Source organism: Companilactobacillus nuruki, assembly GCF_002872255.1.
GTDB classification, from domain to species: domain Bacteria; phylum Bacillota; class Bacilli; order Lactobacillales; family Lactobacillaceae; genus Companilactobacillus; species Companilactobacillus nuruki.
In genome coordinates this window covers 42819-63858 of sequence record NZ_NIPR01000001.1, presented here as the reverse complement: position 1 = coordinate 63858, position 21040 = coordinate 42819, and the positions used below count along the sequence as shown (strand labels likewise).

General features: G+C 34.0%; 20 protein-coding genes and 1 tRNA gene. 14 read left to right on the top strand and 7 right to left on the bottom strand.

Features of this window, described 5'->3' with window-relative positions:
* Nucleotide 1 precedes the first annotated feature (1 nt).
* Entirely contained in the window at nucleotides 2-544 is a 543-nt protein-coding gene (locus CBP76_RS00315) for a GNAT family N-acetyltransferase (protein WP_102194933.1), read from the bottom strand.
* A 76-nt stretch (nucleotides 545-620) separates the two neighbouring features.
* The gene (locus tag CBP76_RS00310; protein ID WP_102194932.1) at nucleotides 621-965 is read right to left on the bottom strand and encodes a hypothetical protein; all 345 of its coding nucleotides are present in this window, start codon (nucleotides 963-965) and stop codon (nucleotides 621-623) included.
* Between the two features lie 135 nt (nucleotides 966-1100).
* On the opposite strand from CBP76_RS00310, the gene CBP76_RS00305 reads away from it, so the two are divergent.
* Nucleotides 1101-1643: a 5-formyltetrahydrofolate cyclo-ligase gene (locus tag CBP76_RS00305; protein WP_342746066.1), complete on the top strand. Its 543-nt coding sequence runs from the start codon at nucleotides 1101-1103 to the stop codon at nucleotides 1641-1643.
* A 520-nt stretch (nucleotides 1644-2163) separates the two neighbouring features.
* Here CBP76_RS00305 and CBP76_RS00300 read toward each other — a convergent pair.
* Nucleotides 2164-2236, bottom strand: a tRNA-Lys gene (locus tag CBP76_RS00300).
* A 178-nt stretch (nucleotides 2237-2414) separates the two neighbouring features.
* Here CBP76_RS00300 and yycF point away from each other — a divergent pair.
* The 7 genes from yycF to rlmH all read left to right on the top strand — a co-directional run bounded on the left by yycF (nucleotide 2415) and on the right by rlmH (nucleotide 10392).
* Nucleotides 2415-3116 carry a response regulator YycF gene (gene yycF / locus CBP76_RS00295; protein WP_102194930.1) on the top strand — a complete coding sequence of 234 codons (702 nt, stop codon included), beginning with the start codon at nucleotides 2415-2417 and terminating at the stop codon, nucleotides 3114-3116.
* Between the two features lie 128 nt (nucleotides 3117-3244).
* The gene (walK, locus tag CBP76_RS00290; RefSeq protein ID WP_102194929.1) at nucleotides 3245-5140 is read left to right on the top strand and encodes a cell wall metabolism sensor histidine kinase WalK; all 1896 of its coding nucleotides are present in this window, start codon (nucleotides 3245-3247) and stop codon (nucleotides 5138-5140) included.
* The gene (locus CBP76_RS00285) at nucleotides 5130-6443 is read left to right on the top strand and encodes a YycH family regulatory protein (protein ID WP_102194928.1); all 1314 of its coding nucleotides are present in this window, start codon (nucleotides 5130-5132) and stop codon (nucleotides 6441-6443) included. The genes walK and CBP76_RS00285 overlap by 11 nt, the downstream gene beginning before the upstream one ends.
* The gene (locus CBP76_RS00280; protein ID WP_102194927.1) at nucleotides 6444-7259 is read left to right on the top strand and encodes a two-component system regulatory protein YycI; all 816 of its coding nucleotides are present in this window, start codon (nucleotides 6444-6446) and stop codon (nucleotides 7257-7259) included.
* Entirely contained in the window at nucleotides 7231-8055 is an 825-nt protein-coding gene (locus CBP76_RS00275; protein ID WP_102194926.1) for an MBL fold metallo-hydrolase, read from the top strand. The genes CBP76_RS00280 and CBP76_RS00275 overlap by 29 nt, the downstream gene beginning before the upstream one ends.
* An 84-nt stretch (nucleotides 8056-8139) precedes the next feature.
* Nucleotides 8140-9519, top strand: coding sequence for a S1C family serine protease (locus CBP76_RS00270; protein ID WP_102194925.1), 1380 nt, complete (start codon nucleotides 8140-8142; stop codon nucleotides 9517-9519).
* A gap of 393 nt (nucleotides 9520-9912) precedes the next feature.
* Nucleotides 9913-10392, top strand: a complete 480-nt coding sequence (gene rlmH, locus CBP76_RS00265; protein ID WP_102194924.1) for a 23S rRNA (pseudouridine(1915)-N(3))-methyltransferase RlmH — start codon at nucleotides 9913-9915, stop codon at nucleotides 10390-10392.
* 154 nt (nucleotides 10393-10546) lie between these two features.
* On the opposite strand, the gene CBP76_RS00260 is transcribed toward rlmH, so the two are convergent.
* Nucleotides 10547-11446 (bottom strand): PhzF family isomerase, encoded by a 900-nt coding sequence (locus CBP76_RS00260; RefSeq protein ID WP_102194923.1) that lies wholly within the window; start codon nucleotides 11444-11446, stop codon nucleotides 10547-10549.
* Between the two features lie 129 nt (nucleotides 11447-11575).
* Here CBP76_RS00260 and CBP76_RS00255 point away from each other — a divergent pair, with 129 nt between their 5' ends.
* Nucleotides 11576-12865: an SLAP domain-containing protein gene (locus CBP76_RS00255; RefSeq protein WP_102194922.1), complete on the top strand. Its 1290-nt coding sequence runs from the start codon at nucleotides 11576-11578 to the stop codon at nucleotides 12863-12865.
* Between the two features lie 160 nt (nucleotides 12866-13025).
* Here the strand turns inward: CBP76_RS00255 and CBP76_RS00250 are convergent, their stop codons facing one another.
* Nucleotides 13026-13937 carry a PLP-dependent cysteine synthase family protein gene (locus CBP76_RS00250; RefSeq protein ID WP_102194921.1) on the bottom strand — a complete coding sequence of 304 codons (912 nt, stop codon included), beginning with the start codon at nucleotides 13935-13937 and terminating at the stop codon, nucleotides 13026-13028.
* 341 nt (nucleotides 13938-14278) lie between these two features.
* On the opposite strand from CBP76_RS00250, the gene CBP76_RS00245 reads away from it, so the two are divergent.
* Complete coding sequence (locus CBP76_RS00245; RefSeq protein ID WP_102194920.1) at nucleotides 14279-15244, top strand: quinone oxidoreductase family protein; 966 nt, start codon at nucleotides 14279-14281, stop codon at nucleotides 15242-15244.
* Nucleotides 15245-15386: 142 nt separating this feature from the next.
* Here CBP76_RS00245 and CBP76_RS00240 read toward each other — a convergent pair whose 3' ends face one another.
* Nucleotides 15387-16322 carry a nucleoside hydrolase gene (locus CBP76_RS00240; protein ID WP_102194919.1) on the bottom strand — a complete coding sequence of 312 codons (936 nt, stop codon included), beginning with the start codon at nucleotides 16320-16322 and terminating at the stop codon, nucleotides 15387-15389.
* Nucleotides 16323-16335: 13 nt separating this feature from the next.
* The gene (locus CBP76_RS00235; RefSeq protein WP_102194918.1) at nucleotides 16336-16758 is read right to left on the bottom strand and encodes a MarR family winged helix-turn-helix transcriptional regulator; all 423 of its coding nucleotides are present in this window, start codon (nucleotides 16756-16758) and stop codon (nucleotides 16336-16338) included.
* A gap of 199 nt (nucleotides 16759-16957) precedes the next feature.
* Here CBP76_RS00235 and CBP76_RS00230 point away from each other — a divergent pair, with 199 nt between their 5' ends.
* The 4 genes from CBP76_RS00230 (at nucleotide 16958) to CBP76_RS13435 (ending at nucleotide 20986) form a co-directional block, all read left to right on the top strand.
* Nucleotides 16958-17602 carry an SDR family oxidoreductase gene (locus tag CBP76_RS00230; RefSeq protein ID WP_102194917.1) on the top strand — a complete coding sequence of 215 codons (645 nt, stop codon included), beginning with the start codon at nucleotides 16958-16960 and terminating at the stop codon, nucleotides 17600-17602.
* 79 nt (nucleotides 17603-17681) lie between these two features.
* On the top strand, nucleotides 17682-18611 hold the full coding sequence (locus CBP76_RS00225) for a DUF7916 family protein (protein ID WP_102194916.1): 930 nt from the start codon (nucleotides 17682-17684) through the stop codon (nucleotides 18609-18611).
* Between the two features lie 609 nt (nucleotides 18612-19220).
* Complete coding sequence (locus CBP76_RS00220) at nucleotides 19221-20678, top strand: DHA2 family efflux MFS transporter permease subunit (protein ID WP_102194915.1); 1458 nt, start codon at nucleotides 19221-19223, stop codon at nucleotides 20676-20678.
* Between the two features lie 173 nt (nucleotides 20679-20851).
* A complete protein-coding gene (locus CBP76_RS13435; protein ID WP_281258451.1) occupies nucleotides 20852-20986 on the top strand; it encodes a hypothetical protein in 135 nt (44 codons plus the stop codon).
* Nucleotides 20987-21040: the final 54 nt, after the last annotated feature.

The following is a 21040-nucleotide window of genomic DNA, read 5'->3' as shown; positions in this document are numbered from 1 at the left end:
ATTATTTCCACTCATCTTTCAAAAAACTATAGATATTTTCATCATGAAAGCCGTCATCCAAAGGTTCATTTTGACGTAAAGTCCCTTCAAGATGGAAACCAGCATGTTGGGCAACGGCGTTACTAGGTTTGTTATCAATAGCGGCAACAATAATAACTCTATTTAAGTCGTAGTCTTGAAATCCTAAGTCACATAGTCCCTTGACTGCTTGGGTAATAATACCCTTACCTTGAAAATCTTTGCCTAACCAATAACCAATGTCAGCGCTGTTTCTAGATTTTTCAAAATGATTAAAACTAATCATTCCAGCAATTTGTTCTTTAAACCAAATGATTAAGTTTAAAGAGTCACCAGTTCCAAGATGTTTGTTGGTAGATTGAAGAAATTTGATTTCATCAGTCGCAGTTTTAGTGAATTTTACCCAAGGTAAATAGTAACCGAAGAATTTACGATCACTGTTTAATAACTTGAATAATTTGGGACCATCGAGGATGGGTCTTGGTACAGCTAGTTTGATATCGGAGGTAACTGTGTAGGATAACATATGAAGGACTTCTTTCTGACTTTTTATTAATAATACAATTGGTCAAGTAAAGATTCCATTCTAATTGTTAAATTAATTAGCAGGCTTCCTTAGTAGAATTAACAATTGGACCTCTAACTTTTACTCTAACACCAGGAGTAAGTAAGCTTAGGTCTTTATTCAGATGATCTGAATTTGAAAAATTAAAAGTAAGTAAATTATTTTCATCAGGAACGTTTTGCAATTCTAATGTATGAAATTGTCTGTTAGAACGACCTACACCACGGAAAGAAACAAGGTAATGTGTCCCATCGTTAGGGATATATTTAAAATTATTTATTTTAATGGTAATTTGATTGCTTTTTGAGTTTAGGTCTTTATTTTCAATAACTACACCAGTATCTGTAGGATTGTTATGAGTTATGTTTTTTAAATTTAGCATAAAATTTCCTCCAAATTAATTGTTAATTATATAGTAATAAAAATTTTTGAATATCGGATAATTTATGTATGATTTTTCTATGAAGATTCAATTGAATGGGGTATGGTTTTAGTAACAGAGTTTTAGGGGGATGAAATCATAGATAAAAAGATATTACGCAAACAACAGATAAAACTATTGAGTAAAAATAAATCTACAACGGCTGATGAAGGTATCAAGTTATTAGATAAATTGGTAGAAACTGCCGAATGGAAACAATCCAAATCTATTGCTACAACGATTAGTAATTTATTTGAAGTTCCAACTAAGCCTATTATTGAAAAGGCTCTGTCTGATGGGAAAATGGTCTATTTACCAAAGACTATGCCACATCGACAAATGGCTTTTTTACCATTTACTAATTATGAGGACTTAGTGGTTAGTGATTATGGTATTCCAGAACCAAAATATAATGAAAAATTAGTTAATCAAGAACCAGATCTAGTTTTGGTTCCTGGATTGGCTTTTGCAAAGGATTCTAATTATCGAGTTGGTTTTGGTGGCGGTTATTATGATCGATTTTTGGCTAAGTATTCGGGAAAGACAATTGCCTTGGTTCCCTCAGCTATGCACTTTGAAACGGCTGATTGGGAAATTGGAGAATATGATATTAGGATTCAGAAATTGATTTTTGTTTAGGGTCTTAATGAGAATGGATTCATAGATCGATTATTATTGAAATAGATAGTTAATAGTTTGATTTAAAAATAATAAAAATACCAGTCTAGTAAGTATAAATAATTACTAGACTGGTATTTTTCTGGAACTAATTTTTATGATTATAAACAAATACAGTATGGGGTCAATAACGTGGTGCAGCTTAAAGTGTAATTTTTAGTAAAAATTCATATCTACGAGTGGGTACAGCTGTGAAAGGTATACCTGGTAATTTCAAAAGAATTAATATCCCTAATAGTACGATCTGATTCAAATTGCTGTAATAAGTAATCTAATGATGTTAATATAATTATCTGCAAAATAAAAAAGACTGTTAGTCCTATGACTAGCAACCTTTCCCGTCCCAGCAGTATATTATATTTTTGATAATCTGTGGTAACTTACCTATAAAATTAGATGAAACATAATGAAATTAAAGCAATAAAAAAACCGATAATATCAAGGTTTTGAAACCCTGTAAAATCGGTTAAGCGATATATTATGGGTGGTTGGGGGATCGAACCCCAGACCCACGGATTAAGAGTCCGTTGCTCTGCCAGCTGAGCTAACCACCCATGTATCTTGTTGTTGATATCGTATCTCTCTCAACCAACGAGATATATCATACCATAAGCCTCAAATTTATGACAAGCTTTTTTTAAAAAAAAGCATAAAAAAATTAAGGTAGCTTTATGCTGCTTTTGTTTTAATAACTAATAACTAGTATAATATTCACGTCAAGGAGATATATATATGGCTAAAAAAATTCTAGTAGTAGATGATGAAAAACCAATTTCCGATATTGTTAAGTATAATTTGGAAAATGAAGGCTACGAAGTCATAACTGCTTTTGATGGACAAGAGGCTTTAGATAAGGTAGATGAGGACGATCCAGATCTAATTTTACTTGATTTAATGCTTCCAGTTATTGACGGTCTTGAAGTAGCGAGAACTATCAGAAAAACTAAAGATACTCCAATTATAATGCTAACGGCTAAAGATACCGAGATTGATAAGGTTATTGGCCTAGAACTTGGCGCAGATGATTATGTCACTAAGCCATTCTCTAATAGAGAATTAGTTGCACGTGTGAAGGCACGTTTGAGAACACAAACTCATGCTAATAGTGAAGATACTAAGAGCAGTGAGATAAAAATTGGTGATTTAACTATTCTCCCAGATGCATATACAGTAACAAAAAATGGTAAAGAAATTGAATTAACACATCGTGAATTTGAATTATTGCACTATCTAGCTCAACACATCGGACAGGTAATGAAGCGAGAACACCTACTTCAAACTGTTTGGGGTTATGATTACTTTGGTGATGTTAGAACAGTCGATGTTACTGTTAGACGTTTACGTGAAAAGATTGAGAATAATCCTAGTCAACCAGAATGGTTAATGACTCGCCGTGGTGTTGGCTATTACTTGCGCGATCCAGATTCAGAGTAATTTCATCATTGAAAATTAAAATAAGAAAACAACAAGAACTGATTCGTATTTGAAAACGAGTCAGTTTTTTTGTTGTCATCATAGCTGTATAATATAACTAAGTCTGTATTATTTAGGTGGAAATTATTTTGAAAAATAGATTTGTTTTTCTACATTCAATCAATTTTAAAATTGGATTATCGTTCATTTTAATTCTTATCGTCACAATTGAAATTATTGGTGCTTACTTTGTGCGACAACTTGAAGAGCAAAATATTGCTAACTTTGAAACATCTGTCAGTCTGCCAGCATATACACTCAATCAAATTTCAGAAAATCTGACTGATAATGATGAACATACTCGTGAGAATATTGGTAATGCGATTCAAGATTATTCAAGAGTCAGTACAGATATTACTGATGTTCAAGTGGTTGATCGTTCAGGAATTATTGTTGGGGCAAAGGACTCTGATGGAACTAATGTTATTGGTACGCAGACTTTGAAAGATAATGTCAAACAAAGTATCAAGACTGATAAAAAAATCACACAGATTTACTATGAGAAAGATAATGGTAGTTCCTATGAATCAATTGTGCCAGTGACGTCTCCTGATAATAGCACAGTTGTCGGAGCTATTTATGTTCGTGCCAGCATGGAGTCAGTTTATACTGGAATTAATAATATTATCTTGATTTTCTTAACGGCATCATTAGTAGCTGGAGTTTTGGGTGGTGTTATTGCTATTTTTATTTCACGTGCAATTACGCGACCAATTGATGAGATGAAACAACAAGCCGTTCGAATGGCTGAAGGTGACTACTCAGGTCAGGTTCGTGTTTATTCTCCTGATGAGTTAGGACAATTAGCGATGGCGGTCAATGATCTATCAGTTAAAGTTGAAGAAGCGACCGAAAATTCAGAGTCAGAACGACGAAGGCTGGATAGTGTTTTAACTCAAATGTCGGATGGAGTCATCGCTACTAACCGTTTGGGTAATATTACGGTTATTAACGAAATGGCTCAGGAGTTTTTAGATAAGGATGAAGATGAGGCCATCGGTCAACCATTAGTTGAAGTTTTGGGCATTCAGGACCGAACTAGTTTTGATGATTTGTTAGAAAGTCCCGATCCAATGGTCATTGAAACTAATGATAGTAATGAAGAATATGATGGCAGTGATGATAACTCATTAATTTTAAATGCTGATTTCTCGTTAATTCAAAGAAATAGTGGTTTCATCAGTGGTATGGTTTGTGTTCTACATGATGTTACTGAACAGCAAAAAATTGATAGTGAACGTCGTCAATTCGTTTCCAATGTTTCTCATGAGTTAAGAACACCACTAACAAGTATTAGTAGCTATATTGATGCTTTAAACAATGGTGCTTGGAAAGATCAAAAACTTGCCCCACAATTTTTAGGTGTAACGGCTGAAGAAACTGATCGTATGATTAGAATGATTAAGGATCTTTTGAGCCTATCTCGAATGGATCAAGGACGTTCGAAATTAGATAAGGAATTAGTTAACTTTAATGAGTTCTTCTCCTATATTCTGGATCGTTTTGATATGATGCTGAAAAAAGAGAAGGCGGATGCTAAAGAAGACGATACTAAGGTAGTTAAGAATTATCGAATAAAGCGTATCTTTACTAGTAAGGATTTGTGGGTGGAAATTGATACCGACAAAATGACCCAAGTAATTGATAACATTATGAATAACGCTATTAAATATTCTCCAGATGGAGGTGCTATTACTTGTCGCTTATTGGAGACTAATAAGCATATTATTATCAGTATCTCTGATGAGGGACTAGGTATTCCTCGTAAGGATATCAAGAAGGTCTTTGATCGATTCTATCGTGTTGATAAAGCACGTTCTAGAAAACAAGGTGGTACTGGATTAGGTCTATCAATCTCTAAGGAAATTGTTGAGCAACATAAAGGTAGAATTTGGGTCAATAGTGCTGAAGGCAAGGGATCAACATTCTATATTTCCTTGCCATTCGATCCTAATGAAACAGGAGGAGAATGGGATGAAGTTTAGTAGATTAATTGTACAGTTGCTACTAGTCGTTGCAGTAATTACCAGTATTGTCCTATCCTTCTTTATTTGGACAAATACTGCACGATACCAACGAGGACAAAACATTGATGTTTCGTCAACAGAAGCAAATAAGAATGAAATTCCAATGAATCAAGTAATCAGTCCCACATCCGTCATCTGGCATGATTCAACAGATCAACATTTGATTTATAACAGCAATGAAAATATTTCGATAAGTATTCAAAAAATAATGCAAGATTGGAAAATCAATAGTCCTAAATTAGTATCTAAGAAGAATGGAGCATATTATCAGAAGCTTATCCAAAGTAAAGATACAATTCAGATGGTTTATCCAACAGCAATTACAACCGGAACACTAGGATATCTTTTAGATAACAATAGTTTAAAGAACGAAAAAAGTGATCAATTTAATCGTATTTTGATTAATTTAAAAAACAAAAATGATCAAAATATTTATCTAGCTAATGATAATAATTATGCGGTATACAAAGCCAAGGTTAAGAATGCTTCGTCAGAACCAATCACTAAATTGGTTAAAAAAGCTAATATTAATCTTAGGGTCCGATTGAATCTCATGAAACATGGTGTTTTCACGTTCTATGTTGATCCAATCAAACTAAAGACATATTCTTATGTAATTAGTGGCAAACAGGATGGTGAATATACGACTGCTTTGTTTGATTCTAATACCAACGGATTAGTAACATCAGAAGATAATGGAGTTTATACCTATAATTATGGAGAGTCTAAACGTTTAGTATCAGATCATAATACCGAAGAATTGACTTTCGAAGATTATACAGACACATCAGTTCCTAAGACACAGTTGGCATTTCTGCAGCGTGGTTATCAAAAGATAATTAATTTACAAAATTCAGTTTCTAACCTACGTTTATATAATGCTAATTGGAAAGAAAAAGATTTAGTTTTCCGTGAATATGTTGAAGGTTTTCCAATTTTCAAGAAGAGCCAATTTGGTTCAATTAGAATCAAATTTAGTCGAAAGGGTAGTACTGAACATTTCTTAAACAAAGTTCTTGAGGTTCCAGTTCCTTCGGATCAGGCATCGACCAGATTAAAATCAACAACTGAAATTTTCAAAGGTTTACAAAATGTAGGTTATTCACCTAATGATGTTCAAGCGCTTGAGGTTGGATACCAATGGGAAAGTGAAACTGACAATGAAAAGGTTGTTGATTTGAAACCAACATATTACATTAAGATCGATGGTCATTGGAAACCATATGATGAATGGACAAATGAGTCTGCGGAGGAAGAATAGATGGATTTTAAAAGAATTGAAGTTATATTCCTAATAGTATTTTTCTCGTTGGATATCTTTTTATTCTTGTCTTTTCGCAATAGTCAACAATTGGTTAGTAGCACCAGTACCAATACATCAACTGTCGCTGAAATGAGAAAACGTAATATTAGTTTTGGGAGCTTAGATACAAAAACAGGGTATGCGTATTACTTGGGATCACGTCCAGATGAAAGCTTGGCTCAAAATGTTCAAAAATTACGTAATCAAAAGGCCGAATATGAGGACGTTAACCACAGTCTCACAAGCACTCTTAGCAATCCTATTGCTATAACATCTGCTGACAAAATCAAAATTATGGATAAATTTATCAAAAAAGAAAGTAATGTTTTATTTGGTAAAGAGTATAAATATTCACCACAGTTATCGACTAAGTCTCAAATAATTTATGTAGAAAATAAGTCTCACGGTCAGATTTATGATAAGACGGCTCAATTAGCCTTTACGGTTTCTGATGGTGAGGTTGTAAGTTATACTCAAACATATGTTAAATCGATGATTATTTTACATGAAAGACAAACAATTAAGAGTGAAAAAGATGTTATAACTAATCTTTATGCCAATTCTGAAATACCAAACAATTCTAAGATCACTTACGCCAATTTGGCTTATACTAAGTTATTAGAAGCAAAAGATAGTACGATTTATATTCCAGTTTGGTTCGTGACAATTAAGAATAAAGATAGTAAAGTTGTTACCACTAAGAAGGTAAATGCTTTTACTGGTAATATAATTAAGAGTTCAACAAATGGAGATAATAATTACAGTGCCCAATGATGATAGTTTGAAAATCAGTGTTTTAGCCAGCAGCAGTTCTGGTAATGCTACTTATATCGAGACACCAAAACATCACGTTTTAGTTGATGCAGGGTTGTCAGGTAAAAAAATTAAAGAAGCTATGGAAAGTATTGGTAAAGATATCAATACTGTTGATTCCTTATTTGTGACGCATGAACATACAGATCATATTAAAGGCGTTGGTGTCTTGGCAAGAAGATATAATCTCAATGTTTATGCCAATCAAAAAACATGGGAAGCGATGATGCCAAAGATTGGCAAGATTCCTGAAGATGAAATTCATGTTTTTCAACATAATAAAATTATGTCTTTGGATGATCTGGATATTGAAAGTTTTGCTGTATCTCACGATGCAATCGATCCACAGTTTTATAAGTTCTATCATAATGGTAAGGAATTTGTTATTTTGACTGATACGGGATATGTTTCTGATCGTATTCAGAAGACGATTGAAAATGCAGATGGATATTTAATGGAATGTAATCATGATGTTGAAATGTTACGTGAAGGTTTTTATCCATGGCCGTTGAAACAAAGGATTTTGAGTGAAAGAGGACATCTTTCTAATGAAGATGGTGCTCATACTTTAATGGATGTTATTGGCAATAAAACCAAGCAGATTTATTTGGGACATTTAAGTCATGAAAATAACACTAAAAAGGTTGCTCGCCATGAAGTAACTGAGGTCTTGGAAGATCATGATTTTGGTGTGGGACATGATTTTATGATTCATGATACAGATCCAGCAATAGCTGATCCGTTGATAACTTTATAATTAATAAATAAATCATAAGACTTTCATAATTTTTTCATAGTTTAACGTTATATTTAAAATAGCTTATATGGGGAAGTGAATTAGATGAATAATGATAATAATGACAAACCTGAATCAAGAGAAGAAAAGCGAGGTTCAAAGATGAATTCCGGAAATAATTCTTTGCTTAAAACGGGTATTGTGGCATTTATCTCTGCCGCTTTAGGTGTGGTAATTGCCTTTGCAGGATTTACATATTTTAATAATAATTCTTCTGATACGGCTAGTACCGGTAATACGTCCGGGACGACTCAAGTAAGTAATACTAAGGTCAATACATCGAGCTCGATGTCTGGAGCCTATAAGAAAGTTAATGGAGCTGTTGTTTCAGTTATTAATTTGCAGAAACAAAAAGAACAGAGTTCTAATGACGGCAGTCTATCATCAATTTTTGGTGATTTGTTTGGTGATAGTGGATCCTCCAGTGATTCAAAGACAGAGGGACAAGCTGATGAGAATGGTAATAGCGATAATAATTCGGATTCCAATTCATCTGGCTCTGCAAATTCATCATCAAATAACAGTAATCTTCAAGAGTACAGCGAAGGTTCTGGAGTAATTTATGCTAAACAAAACGGCAAGGGTTATATCGTAACTAATAATCACGTTGTTTCAGGATCAGATTCAATCGAAATCATTCTTGAAGATGGTACGAAGGTTCCCGCTAAATTAGTTGGTACCGATACAACAACTGATTTGGCTGTATTGGAGATATCGGGTGATAAAGTGCCTGCTACGGCCTCATTTGGTAATTCTGACAACGTTTCTCCTGGAGACCCTGTAATTGCTATTGGATCACCATTAGGTAGCGAATATGCCACAACAGTAACACAAGGTATTATTTCAGCTACAAATAGAACAGTGACAACTCAGGATCAAAATACTGGACAAGCTACAGGTGAAGCAACGGTTCTTCAAACGGATGCTGCCATCAATCCTGGTAACTCTGGTGGACCATTAGTTAACGCTGCTGGTCAAATAATTGGTATTAATTCTATGAAGTTGGCATCAAGTACTGATGGTTCATCGGTTGAAGGTATGGGATTTGCTATTCCAAGTAACGAAGTTGTGAAGATCATCAATCAATTAGTTGCTAATGGTAAAGTTGAAAGACCATCTCTGGGAATTAAGGTCCTAGATCTTGATCAAATAACAGATGATTCCCAATCCAGTTTGAAACTGCCAAGCAATGTAACAAAGGGTGTAGTTGTTTATAGCACAACCTCAGGATCTGTTGCTAAAGCAGCCGGTATGAAGAAATATGATGTAATTGTTAAGTTGGGCGACAAGAATGTAACATCGGTTGCAGATTTACACACAGCATTATATTCACATTCAGTTGGTGATACAGTTAATGTTCAATATTACAGAAATGGAAAATTGAAGACAGCTAAGGTTCATTTAACAAAGAAAACATCTGAATAATTAAGAAAAGACGTGAAACCGTTAAATGCGAGTTTCACGTCTTTTTTTGAACATTAATTTAATAAGTTGTGATTTATTTCGAGTTCTCAGAAAACATATTAACAAGACTTATCCACAAATGTGCATAACTTGTGGATAAGTCTATAAAAAGTAGAAAATTCATTGTAGAAAAGTTATCCACAAAATTACCCACAGCTGTTAATAACTTTTCTGACGAAGTATATATACAGTCTGTATATATTATTAAGCTAGGGATAATAGGTGTTACACATAGTTCAGACAAACTTTTATTTTACTGTGTAAAAAAGTATTGTCATGATAATTCGTCATTTATAAATATATTTGGCAATTAGAAGATAGTTTCGTATTATAAATGATAAGGAGATTTTTATTATGAATATTAAATTTGTTACTGTGGGAAAGCTAAAGGAAAAGTATTTTAAAGCGGGTATTGCCGAGTATGCCAAGCGTTTAGGGGCGTTTTGTAAGTTTCAAATAGTTGAATGCCAAGATGAAAAAGCACCAGAGAGTTTAAGCGAAGCACAAGATATTAAAGTGAAACAAATTGAAGGGGAACGAATATTAAGTAAAATTAAGGACAAGGAATATGTGATTTTGCTTGATTTACGTGGTAAGGAATTAACTTCAGAAGAAATGGCAAAAAAAATTGACGATTTATCCACATATGAGACCTCAGATATTACTTTTGTAATCGGTGGTTCTCTAGGGGTTAGCCCAGAGGTCACCAAACGAGCTGACTATAGTATTTGTTTTGGAAAATTTACTCTGCCACATCAATTGATGAGACTAGTATTAACAGAGCAGGTCTATCGTTCATTCATGATCATTAATAATCGAACTTATCATAAATAAATTACATAGAGTGGGGAAGATACACTCAGGTTATATATGTCGTTATTGAAATAGTTTTCAAAATAAATAGTCTGTATTGGTTATCAAATGTGTTTAAAAACAGAATTGATATCAATACAGACTATTCTTATCTATTTAAGAATTTCAAATGGAATTAAATTTCTAATTCGGTTTGAAATGCGATTACAGCATTTCCGACAATTTTAATTTTTGTGGGAACACCATGATTTAAGTGAACACAGACAATCATTGTTCCAGATCGATGGATTGCTTCTCCTTGGATGATTGAAAATTGAAGAGGTTCATCGGATACGTCAATGAGTCCGTATTTTACTAAATAAGCACCTAATGGTCCATTGGCATTACCAGTGACGGGGTCTTCATTGATACCAGTAGCTGGGGAAAACATTCTTCCATGAATTAAATTTTCCTCATCAGGTGTGATAACAAAAACAAAATAACCGTTACAATTGATATCTGTTGAAATATTCTTTAAGGATTCCAAATCAGGAGTTAAGTTATCGAGTGTATCTTGACTATCAATACCAATCATTACCTTTGCAGCTCCGGTTGAGGCAATGACCATCGGACAGGACTTGTTACGTTGCTTCTCCGTGATACCCAGAGCAATCTTGATTCTTCGTTGAATTGATTCTGATAGTGGTTCTTGAACAGAAATTTTTCCTTGAGTCATCGATATTTGATAAGTACCATCTTTTTTTGTAATGCCAATAGATAAGTTACCAGCATCAGTTTCTTGAATAATTGTTTGAGAGTCTAAATTATTTTCAACCGCTCTAACAAAATTGGCACCAATTGTAGCGTGACCACAAATTGGAACTTCAGTGGTAGGTGTAAAAAAACGGATTCTAATATCTGCTTCAGAACCAGTAGGGGGAAGAATAAACGCGGTTTCTGAGTTATTTAATTCACGGGCAATATTCTGCATTTGAGAATCAGCTAAACCTTCGGCGTTAGTAACCACACCGGCCGGATTACCTGAGAATCTCTCTTTAGTAAAGGAATCAACCTGGTAAATTTGGTATTTTTTCATGAATGGACTCCTGACAAAATCTTTGTAAAGTTTTTCTTACGATTTCTTAAAATAATTGTATTCATCTATAGGAATTATAAACTTATTATTGAAGAGAAACTTAGTATAATTCCATAGAGGATATAGAAAATGAAAAATAAAACAAGTAAATTTTTAGCCAGTTCTGCTGTTGCTTTAATGTTGGCACCAGCTGCTTTGAGTGTCTTACCACAGAACGTTGTTAATGCTGATGCGGTAGGTACTGTTTCTACAAATACGCCAGTTTATGATGGAAATGGTAAGGCTAATGGTGTTACTTTACCAAGTGGTAGTCAATGGAAATTAGGTCAACAAATCACTTTAAATGGTGTTGCACATTATCAAGTAGGTAATAACGAATATATTCCAGCTTCTGTTGTTACAAACGTTACCGGAGCAACTAACGCTGAGGATGATACTAATACTGTTGGTCATTATGTCAGTGATAATCCCGATGCTGGAAAAACGGTTACTGCTAAGGTAACACTTCATATTGTAGATGTGTACGGCAATGATACTGGCGCAACTTTACCGGCAGGTAGTCAATGGAAGATTGGAGAAATCTTACATGCAAATAAGCAAAGTTATTATCAAGTTGCTACTAATCAATACGTACCAACAAATGATGTAACTTTGAATTCAACATCAACTACTACAAATACAAGTGATATTACCCAAGATGCAAATTATGGTAAAACCGGCACTACACTTGTGACTGCTACGGTTTATGATAATAATGGTAATTCTACAGGTCTTACCTTACCAAAGGCTAGCCAATGGAAGTTGGGAAGTTTGATGAAGATAGGTCAGGTTGCTTACTATCAAGTTGCAACTAATGAATGGCTACGTAGCACAGATCTTAATATAGCTTCTGATACAGCTGTTTCAGACAATGGCAGTTATATAACTACAAGTAACGAAATTGCGGGTCAAACTGGTTCCGTGACGTCTAATGTAGAAGTAGTTAATGGTTCTGGTACTCCAATCGGTAAAACTTTGCCAGCAGGTAGTCAATGGAAATTAGGGGCTAATGTTTTGTATTATGATAAGCAAAGTTATTACCAAGTTGCTAGTGATGAATATATTTCTATTGCCTACGTGAGACTTTCAACTGAAAACAATACCAATACATCAATACCTACGCCTGGAAATGGATTAATTGGGACGACATCTGTTGCACAAAGGACTTATAATACATCTACAAATGCTTATGATATGAATTTACCAGCTAATACATCATGGAAAATAGATCGTTTGGTTGTTAATAAGTACGGTTCATATTGGGGCGAAATAGCTACTAATCAATGGGTTTGGATTTCAAACGTTAGATTGAATAGTGGTCTTAATTTGAAGGATTATTCTTACTATGAACCAGATTTTGCCACAAGTATTGCTAAATAAAATATGGAAAATACGTCTAAGAAATTAGACGTATTTTTTTGGTAAATTAATAATGGACCGTTCTTTGTAAAGAGTAGAATTTTTGTTAATGGAAATATTGATATAAATGAATTGATCATTTGTTTACTAAGCAAAAGATTACTAGAATTAAACGGTAGAATCAGTCATAAATACCCTTACTTAAATAACGTTCACTAGAATCTGGAAAGATGGTTACAATATTAGAGTTCTCAGGTAATTCTTTTGCAACTTTTAGAGCAGCAGCAAGTGCCGCACCACTAGAACTTCCTGCAAAAATCCCTTGGTTTTTGGCTAACCATTTGACGTAATAAAAGGCATCATGATCACTAATAGTTTTTACACCATCCACTTTAATGGATCGGAAGAATGGAGGAACAAATTCAACACCGATTCCCTCTGTACGGTGATCATGTTCAGGGCCATCATTTAAAATTGAACCTTCAGGTTCAACCGTTATAGCTCTCATATTAGGAAATTTTTCTTGTAACGACTGTGTAACGCCAACAAAGGTTCCACCACTTCCAGAACCAGCTACTAAAGCCGTGATTTCTTTGTTGGACATATCTTTAATTATCTCAGGACCTAAGGTTTTATAATATGCCTCTGGATTAGCGGGATTCTCAAATTGTAAAGGAATGTATGAATTTTTAATTGTGGCCGATATCTCCTTGGCTTTTTTAATAGCGCCAACAATTCCCTCACTAGAAGGGGTATGAATGATTTCGGCACCTAGTGCTCGCATTAAAATTTGTTTTTCTTGGCTAAACTTTTCAGGGACTATTAACTTTACTGGAAGATGGTATCTTTGTGCGGCTAATGAGATTCCAATTCCGGTATTACCAGCCGTTGGTTCAATGATAGTTGTCTGTTCGTTAATTTCTTTTTTTTGGATTCCACTATTAATTAAATTAATTCCTAAGCGGTCTTTAACCGAACCACCAGGATTGAACATCTCTAATTTGGCATAAATATTCACTCGATTAGAGGTTTTGATATTCAATTTTAGTAAAGGTGTATTACCAATAGTTTGATAGATATTGTTTACAAGCATATTTTTCTCCATTTCTTAAAAAGATACAAAAAGGGTGCAGATTTTAATAATCTGCACCCTATGTGATATCCCGATTTAAGTTTTACTTTTAGAATTCAAAAGTTAGACACGCAAATCAGTGGATCGCATAAGATGCAATCCACAACAACAATTATTCAAATTGATATTTACGTTGTTAGTCATTAGAACCCTCCGAATAATTTATGCTTTGAGATTAGACTAAATATTTTTGATTGTCAAATCTTTATAAAAGAACACAAGGCAGAAAAATATACATGCATCTAAAATCGTATTAACATTACAATTAGGAAATTCTTAAGAACTTTAGGGGGCGTTTATAAATGCGTGCAGCATATATCAATCAAATAGGTGATGTTGATGAAATAAAAATTGGCAATATAGCGAAACCTGAAATTCTTGATGATGATATTTTGGTTAAGGTATCAGCTGTTTCAGTTAATTTTGTGGATACCTTTGTTCGTTCTGGTAGTTTCAAAACAGAGTTGGAGTTTCCCTTTGTTATTGGCAGGGATGCTGTTGGGATAGTTTCATCAATGGGAAAAAATGTTAAAGATTTTCAAATTGGTGATTTGGTTTGGACTAATAGTATGGGGTATGACGGTCGGTCTGGTGTGACAAGTGAGTTTGCATCAATACCTAAAGACAGATTATTTGTTCTACCTAAAGACGTCGATCCAATTAAAGCTGTGGCAGCAGTACATTCTTCGGCTACGGCTGCCATTTTATTAAGAGATATCCTCAAAGTTCAGAAGGGTTATAAAATTTTGGTTGAAGGTGCAGCTGGTCATGTTGGTAGAAAGCTAATTTCTTTGGCAAAATCAATGGGGTTGAAAGTATCTACAACTAGTAATTCAAAAGATTTCACTGAACTTCAACGATTAGGAATTGAGAATTTATATGATTATTGTAAGCCAATCACTAGTATCCCTGATAAGTTTGATTATATTATTGATACATCTGGGAAAGTTCATTTGCAGGATAATCTAAATAATTTGAATTTAGGTGGTCAAATTGGCTTAATTACGTCCCCAAAAAATGGCCGTTTTAGTTTTAATGTTCGCAAAATGTATATGCAAGATCAATCTATAAAGGGATTTGTTATTAGTCATGCAACGATTGAACAACTACGGAATGCTGCAGAATTATTGAATAGAAATTTTGCCATGGGAAAATTATTGGATGATGAAATAAAATCTATGCCAATGGAACAAGCAGCTCAGGCACATAAAATATTGGTTGATGGGCAAAGTGGTAATAAAAAAATTGTTTTAATGATGGATAGATAAAAGTTTGGGATATAAATTCTGAATAGTACAAAATTGTAGCTTAAATGTGGAATAAAACATAAACAAATAGGCCCTAGTAATCGAACTTTGATTACTAGGGCCTATTCTTAATACTCGAAAGTTGAAGATGCTTTTTCCACGCTTATTCGTAACTTGAAATTGAATCAAACAAATATTTAACGAATGCATCACGGTCAACATCTTCCAGAACCTTAATACTATTTTTGATAGGAGCGTCAGTTCTTCTATCGGGATAAGTCATTCCCCGATATTGGTCGTTAGTCAAACAAACGTCCATTGAGTAGTTAGTACTCTTAGTGAATAAATCAGGGGCTAACAAACTAATAACCGCACAAGCATCATGAATAGGAATTTTGGTCATACCTTTTTCTAATTCAGCTTTAGTATAGAAGTTCAAAATTGAACTAGCCATTACTCCAACGTGACCTAGGTCTTTTATTTTGTTGATTTCATCCATGGTTAGATAAGCTTTGTTTTCGGTTAAATTTAGACCCGAAAGAGTGATTGGTAACCCTGAATTGAAGACGATATCCATTGCTTCGGGGTCAACATAAGCATTGAACTCGGCTGCTAAAGTAATATTTCCCTGAAGAGTTGAACCACCCATGATATAAATATGCTCAATCTTTTCAGAAATATCTGGAAAAGTTTTCAAAAGCAAGGCGATATTAGTTAAAGGTGCAGTTGCAACAATATTAACTTTTTCATTGCTCTTTGAAATACGATCATACATGTAGGTAACGGCATTATTACTAGTCAAAGGATAATTAAGACTCTCTTTTGGAAAATCATAGCCATCCATACCAGTTTTACCGTGGATTTCCCCAGCGGTTTCAATCTCTTTGACTAATGGTTTTGCTTGTCCGGAAGCAAGTTCGGCATTGGAACCGAGAAAAGTTAATAATTTTTTAGCATTTTTTGTTACATAATCAAGTTTGACATTGCCACCAACAGTTGTAACGCCAATTAATTGAGCTTGTTTTTGATGTGCTAGCAGAACAGTTAAAGCAATTGCATCATCAATTCCAGGATCACAGTCCATAATTACTTTTGTCATTTAAATTGTTACCTCACTTTTTTAGTTTTCGGGGGATCTTTTTTAGAGCGTGTACAAAGCTACGTCTTTCTAGTGTTCCCAAAGTTGATAAAATTCTTTGATCATTTTCATTCATAAAGTTCTCAATATCATCTTGCATATTTTTAGACTTATCAGAAAGAGCTAGCCTTTTTAGACGAGAATCAGTTGTATCAATTTTTCGAATTATTAATTCTTTTCGTTCCATAGTTTTAAGAATGTTTGTTGCTGTAGGGCGTCTAATATTGAATTCTTTTTCAATGTCTTTTTGGTATATATTTTTGTTAGGTTGTCCCGCTAAGTAGTAGATAATCTGAATTTGAGTTCCAGTCAATCCGTACTTTCCAGCAAAATTATTGATGTTACGAGAAATTTCATTTGATGCTACTTTGATTAAATGGGCTACATTGCTCGGCATGAAAAGTTCTCCTTAATGGCTAATTACGAATTAATTATAACATTGGAGCTATTCATCTAAAAATTATCAATCTTAATGTATAATATTTTGGTTTTTATCAAATTTTAGTCATTATTGAATTAGCGAGAAACATTTTTTGTATAAATCTTAAAACTCTCTTATATTGGACTATGGAAACTAAATACAGGGGGAAAAGTAAATGGCTAAAGTTTTGATTTTAGGAGCTAATGGAAAAATTGCTCGATTAGCAGAACATATTTTTGTTGATACAACAGATTCTGATTTGAGATTATATCTTAGAAACGCTGGACGTTTAAAGGATTTTGCTGATTCACATACATTGGTTGAGGCAGTTGAAGGCGATGCAACCGATGTTCAAACGTTAATTGAAGCAATGAAGGGTGTAGACATAGTTTATGCTAATCTTGCCGGCGGAAATATTGAAAGTGAGGCACGTGCAGTAGTTGAAGCAATGCATGCTGAAAATAAAACTCGCTTAGTCTGGATTTCTACCTTAGGTATTTATAATGAAGTGCCCGGTAAATTTGGTGATTGGAATAATAATATTCTAGGTGATTATATTACTAATTATGCAGCCGCTGCCAAGGTGATTGAAGATTCAGATTTAGACTATACAATTATTCGTCCAGCTTGGTTGACTGATAAGCCTGAAGTAGATTATGAGGTTACTCAAAAGGGTGAGGACTTCAAGGGAACTGAGGTATCAAGAAGATCAATTGCTCAAGTTGTCGTTGATATTGCACAAGATCCTGATAAATTTAAACGTGAATCCATTGGTGTTAATAAACCTAATACGGATGGAGATAAGCCTGCTTGGTATTAATGAGTATTGCCGTTTCGGCAATGCTTTTTTTATGCTAATCTATTATAAGAAAACGATTACAATTAGAGGAGCTAAAATAATGGTAAAACGATTAATTAGTGCGGATTCAAGTGAAATGTTGGCAATGAATGGAGCGGAATTAAAACAAAGTATCAAGGCTAGTGAGGGCCGCGTTGTTTTAAGTGAAAATGTGGTAACAGAGGAACCTAGTGATGGCATAACAACCTCTGAAGTTGCGGCGGCCTTTGGAGCAGACATGATCTTGCTCAACGGTTTAGATGTATTGAATCCAATTATTTTGGGACTGTATCCTAATGAGGAAACAAGTAAAACAGCTAAGCCTCATTATGATGGTCAAAGTATTCATCGTTTACAAAAATTAGTCGGTAGGCCAATTGGCGTTAATCTTGAACCGGTAGATCCCAATGCCAAAATGGCAGAAGATAAGATAACTATTCCTGAAGGACGTATGGCTAGTGAAAAAACAATGAAGGAAGCAGAAAGACTTGGTTTTAATTTTATTGTTTTAACAGGTAATCCTGGTACAGGTGTAACGAATGCTCAAATAGCAGCTAATATTAAGGTTGCCAAGGAGAATTTCACTGGGTTAGTTATTGCTGGTAAGATGCATGGAGCAGGTGTTGATGAACCTGTTGTAAGCGAAGAATCGGTTAAAGAATTCCTAGATGCTGGTGCAGATGTCATTTTAGTACCAGCAGTTGGAACAGTACCTGGATTTGATGATGATGAATTAAAAGCAGTTGTTAAATTAGCACATAATAATGGAGCACTCGTTATGAGTACAATCGGAACTAGCCAAGAAGGATCCGGGAGTAGCTTTATGGAAAATATTGCCATTAGAAATAAGATCGATGGAGTTGATATTCAACACGTTGGGGATGCAGCATGGGGGATTCAATCGCCATTTGAAAATATCTTTGCTCTAAGTAAGGCCATTCGTGGTCAACGCCATGCAATTACTCGAATGGCTCGATCAATTAATAGATAATCATAAAAAACAGAAAAAAATGTGATTTCTTCTGCGTAGTACTTGTGTTAATTTAAATTAATAAATAAATATTAAATATATTAGAAAAGAGAATTTATTTCTATTATTTTAATGTAAAAGATTAATTAGTGGGTTCATGTGGATATAGAAAAAATTATTTTAGAAATAAATAAGATGGCAATTCTATTTTAGAGAAAAATTTTGTATACAAAAAATATATAATTATCTGCTAGATTCTTTTCTCGAGGGAATTGAAAAATTATTTTAATGTTTTTAGTGTCAATAATTATAACGATGATATAGCGCATGAAAAGGATAATTATCATATGAGCAAACTGGGTGTAAATTGCAAAATATGACGGGCAAAATACTATATTTAAATAATGATAAGAATCAATCTATTACGAAGTGATCGTATCCATCAGACGATCTTGATAAAAGTGTTAATTTTTTTAAAAGACTTCCTCTTTAAAAGTCGAATTCAAATAATGAATTCGATTTTTTTATTGCAAACAATTATGAAAATTAAAAAAAGTTTCAGAAAAAACTTACGAAAAAAGTTTTTTTCTGGTATATTAATCCACTGTTGCAACAATTTGGAGGTAACTTATGAGTCAAACTCAAAAGATTAACACAAAACCTCTTCATCCATTGTTATCTTTGATGGGTGTTCTAATTGGTGGATTTGTCGGTATGTTCAGTGAAACTTCATTAAATATCGCGCTTCCATCTATTATGAAAGCTTTTAATATTGAAACAGGAACGGCTCAATGGTTGGTTACAGGATACATGTTAGTGATTGCCATTGTTTTACCATTATCTAGTCTATTAACAAAACATTTCTCAACTAGAGGACTAGTTAGATTTGGTTTGTTAGATTTTATTGTAGGATCGGTAATTGCCGCATTAGCAATGAATTTCCCAATGCTTTTGGTTGGTAGAATGATCCAAGGTATCGCTACCGGAATTATTTTGCCATTAATGTTCTCTATTGCCATGAGAATTTTCCCACCAAATAAATTGGGCGCAGCTCTTGGTATGGCAGCGTTAGTTATTATGTTTGCTCCGGCCATTGGACCTACTATTTCAGGTATTATCCTGGGAGCTTCATCATGGAGATTTATTTTCTGGTCATTTATCATTTTCTTACTCATTGGTTTGTTCATTATGGAGAGGAATTTGACGAATGTGTTTGAAGTTACAAAACCTAAGGTTGATTGGTTGGCGATAATTTTATCAACAGTAAGTTTTGGACTAATTGTTTTTGGTGTCAGTTTCTTAAGCAAAAATATTACTATTGCCTTGATAGCATTAGTAATTGGTTTGATTTTCTTAGTTGTTTATATTAGACAACAATTACATGCAGAAACTCCAACTTTGGATTTTGCAGTTTTGAAAAATTCCAAATTCGTTACAGGTTCTGTTTTGGTTATGTTGAATTTTGGAATCACGCTCTCGGCAATGTATCTCTTACCGATGTATTTGCAAAATGGTTTGGGTGTTGCTGTTGCCTTAACAGGTATTGTTATGTTGCCAGGTGGAGTTGTTAATGCGATTGTATCTTTTGGTGCTGGTCGTGCGTATGATAAAATTGGTGCTAAAGTTATGTCACGTTTAGGATTCTTAATTTCAATTATTGGTTCAGCAATGTTTTTGTTTAGTAATTCAAATAGTTCATTAGGCTATATTATTGCTGCTCATATTGTTTTGATGATCGGTGTTCCTTTAGCTATGTCACCATCACAAACATATGGTTTGAATTCATTGGATGCTTATCAGTCAGCTGATGGGTCGGCTATTATTAACACATTCCAACAAGTTATTGGTGCTGTCGCAACAGGTATTGCTACAATCTTATTGAGTACTGGTCAGGCCAATTACTTTGCCAACGGTGGAAAATCAGCAAAATTAGCATTTACTAATGGCGCTCACTACGGATTTGTGTTTACATTAATATTGGCTGTTTTTGGTTTTATATTAGCATTTCGTGTGCATAATAAAGAAACAGTTAGTTCCAAAGAGTCTGGACCTTTGTCTAACAAAGGTGATAGTACTGTGACTGAATAGACTAGTCGCTGAGTCGTCAGTCATTAAAACAATTGATACAAAAAGAACTGATCAAGACGATAATTGATTAGTTTTTTTTTACAAAATTTAGGTTGAAAATTAAAGTGAATCACTTTATAATAATAGGGTTAATAAAATAAGTTAAATGTATAACGGGAAGGAGGGTTTTTTAGATGTCACAAAATACACATAAAGGTATGACTGGCCACCGCCGTCCTGTAAATCAAAAAAATGGTGCGGAAAAGCGTGCTAAAACACAAGCTGTTCTTGATTTCTTAAGAAGTCGCGACTCAAAAGAATCTAAATAATTCTAAAAGAAGCTAACGAATCTAATCGATTCGTTAGCTTCTTTTTTTTTAATA

Coding starts and splice junctions, on each gene's coding strand:
- CBP76_RS00230 (WP_102194917.1), top strand. CDS start 16,958: ATGGCTAAAGTTTTGATTTTAGGAGCTAATGGAAAAATTGCTCGATTA.
- CBP76_RS00280 (WP_102194927.1), top strand. CDS start 6,444: ATGGATTTTAAAAGAATTGAAGTTATATTCCTAATAGTATTTTTCTCG.
- CBP76_RS00250 (WP_102194921.1), bottom strand. CDS start 13,937: ATGCTTGTAAACAATATCTATCAAACTATTGGTAATACACCTTTACTA.
- CBP76_RS00285 (WP_102194928.1), top strand. CDS start 5,130: ATGAAGTTTAGTAGATTAATTGTACAGTTGCTACTAGTCGTTGCAGTA.
- CBP76_RS00315 (WP_102194933.1), bottom strand. CDS start 544: ATGTTATCCTACACAGTTACCTCCGATATCAAACTAGCTGTACCAAGA.
- rlmH (WP_102194924.1), top strand. CDS start 9,913: ATGAATATTAAATTTGTTACTGTGGGAAAGCTAAAGGAAAAGTATTTT.
- CBP76_RS00240 (WP_102194919.1), bottom strand. CDS start 16,322: ATGACAAAAGTAATTATGGACTGTGATCCTGGAATTGATGATGCAATT.
- CBP76_RS00255 (WP_102194922.1), top strand. CDS start 11,576: ATGAAAAATAAAACAAGTAAATTTTTAGCCAGTTCTGCTGTTGCTTTA.
- CBP76_RS00245 (WP_102194920.1), top strand. CDS start 14,279: ATGCGTGCAGCATATATCAATCAAATAGGTGATGTTGATGAAATAAAA.
- yycF (WP_102194930.1), top strand. CDS start 2,415: ATGGCTAAAAAAATTCTAGTAGTAGATGATGAAAAACCAATTTCCGAT.
- CBP76_RS00235 (WP_102194918.1), bottom strand. CDS start 16,758: ATGCCGAGCAATGTAGCCCATTTAATCAAAGTAGCATCAAATGAAATT.
- CBP76_RS00310 (WP_102194932.1), bottom strand. CDS start 965: ATGCTAAATTTAAAAAACATAACTCATAACAATCCTACAGATACTGGT.
- CBP76_RS13435 (WP_281258451.1), top strand. CDS start 20,852: ATGTCACAAAATACACATAAAGGTATGACTGGCCACCGCCGTCCTGTA.
- CBP76_RS00220 (WP_102194915.1), top strand. CDS start 19,221: ATGAGTCAAACTCAAAAGATTAACACAAAACCTCTTCATCCATTGTTA.
- CBP76_RS00270 (WP_102194925.1), top strand. CDS start 8,140: ATGAATAATGATAATAATGACAAACCTGAATCAAGAGAAGAAAAGCGA.
- CBP76_RS00260 (WP_102194923.1), bottom strand. CDS start 11,446: ATGAAAAAATACCAAATTTACCAGGTTGATTCCTTTACTAAAGAGAGA.
- CBP76_RS00275 (WP_102194926.1), top strand. CDS start 7,231: ATGGAGATAATAATTACAGTGCCCAATGATGATAGTTTGAAAATCAGT.
- CBP76_RS00225 (WP_102194916.1), top strand. CDS start 17,682: ATGGTAAAACGATTAATTAGTGCGGATTCAAGTGAAATGTTGGCAATG.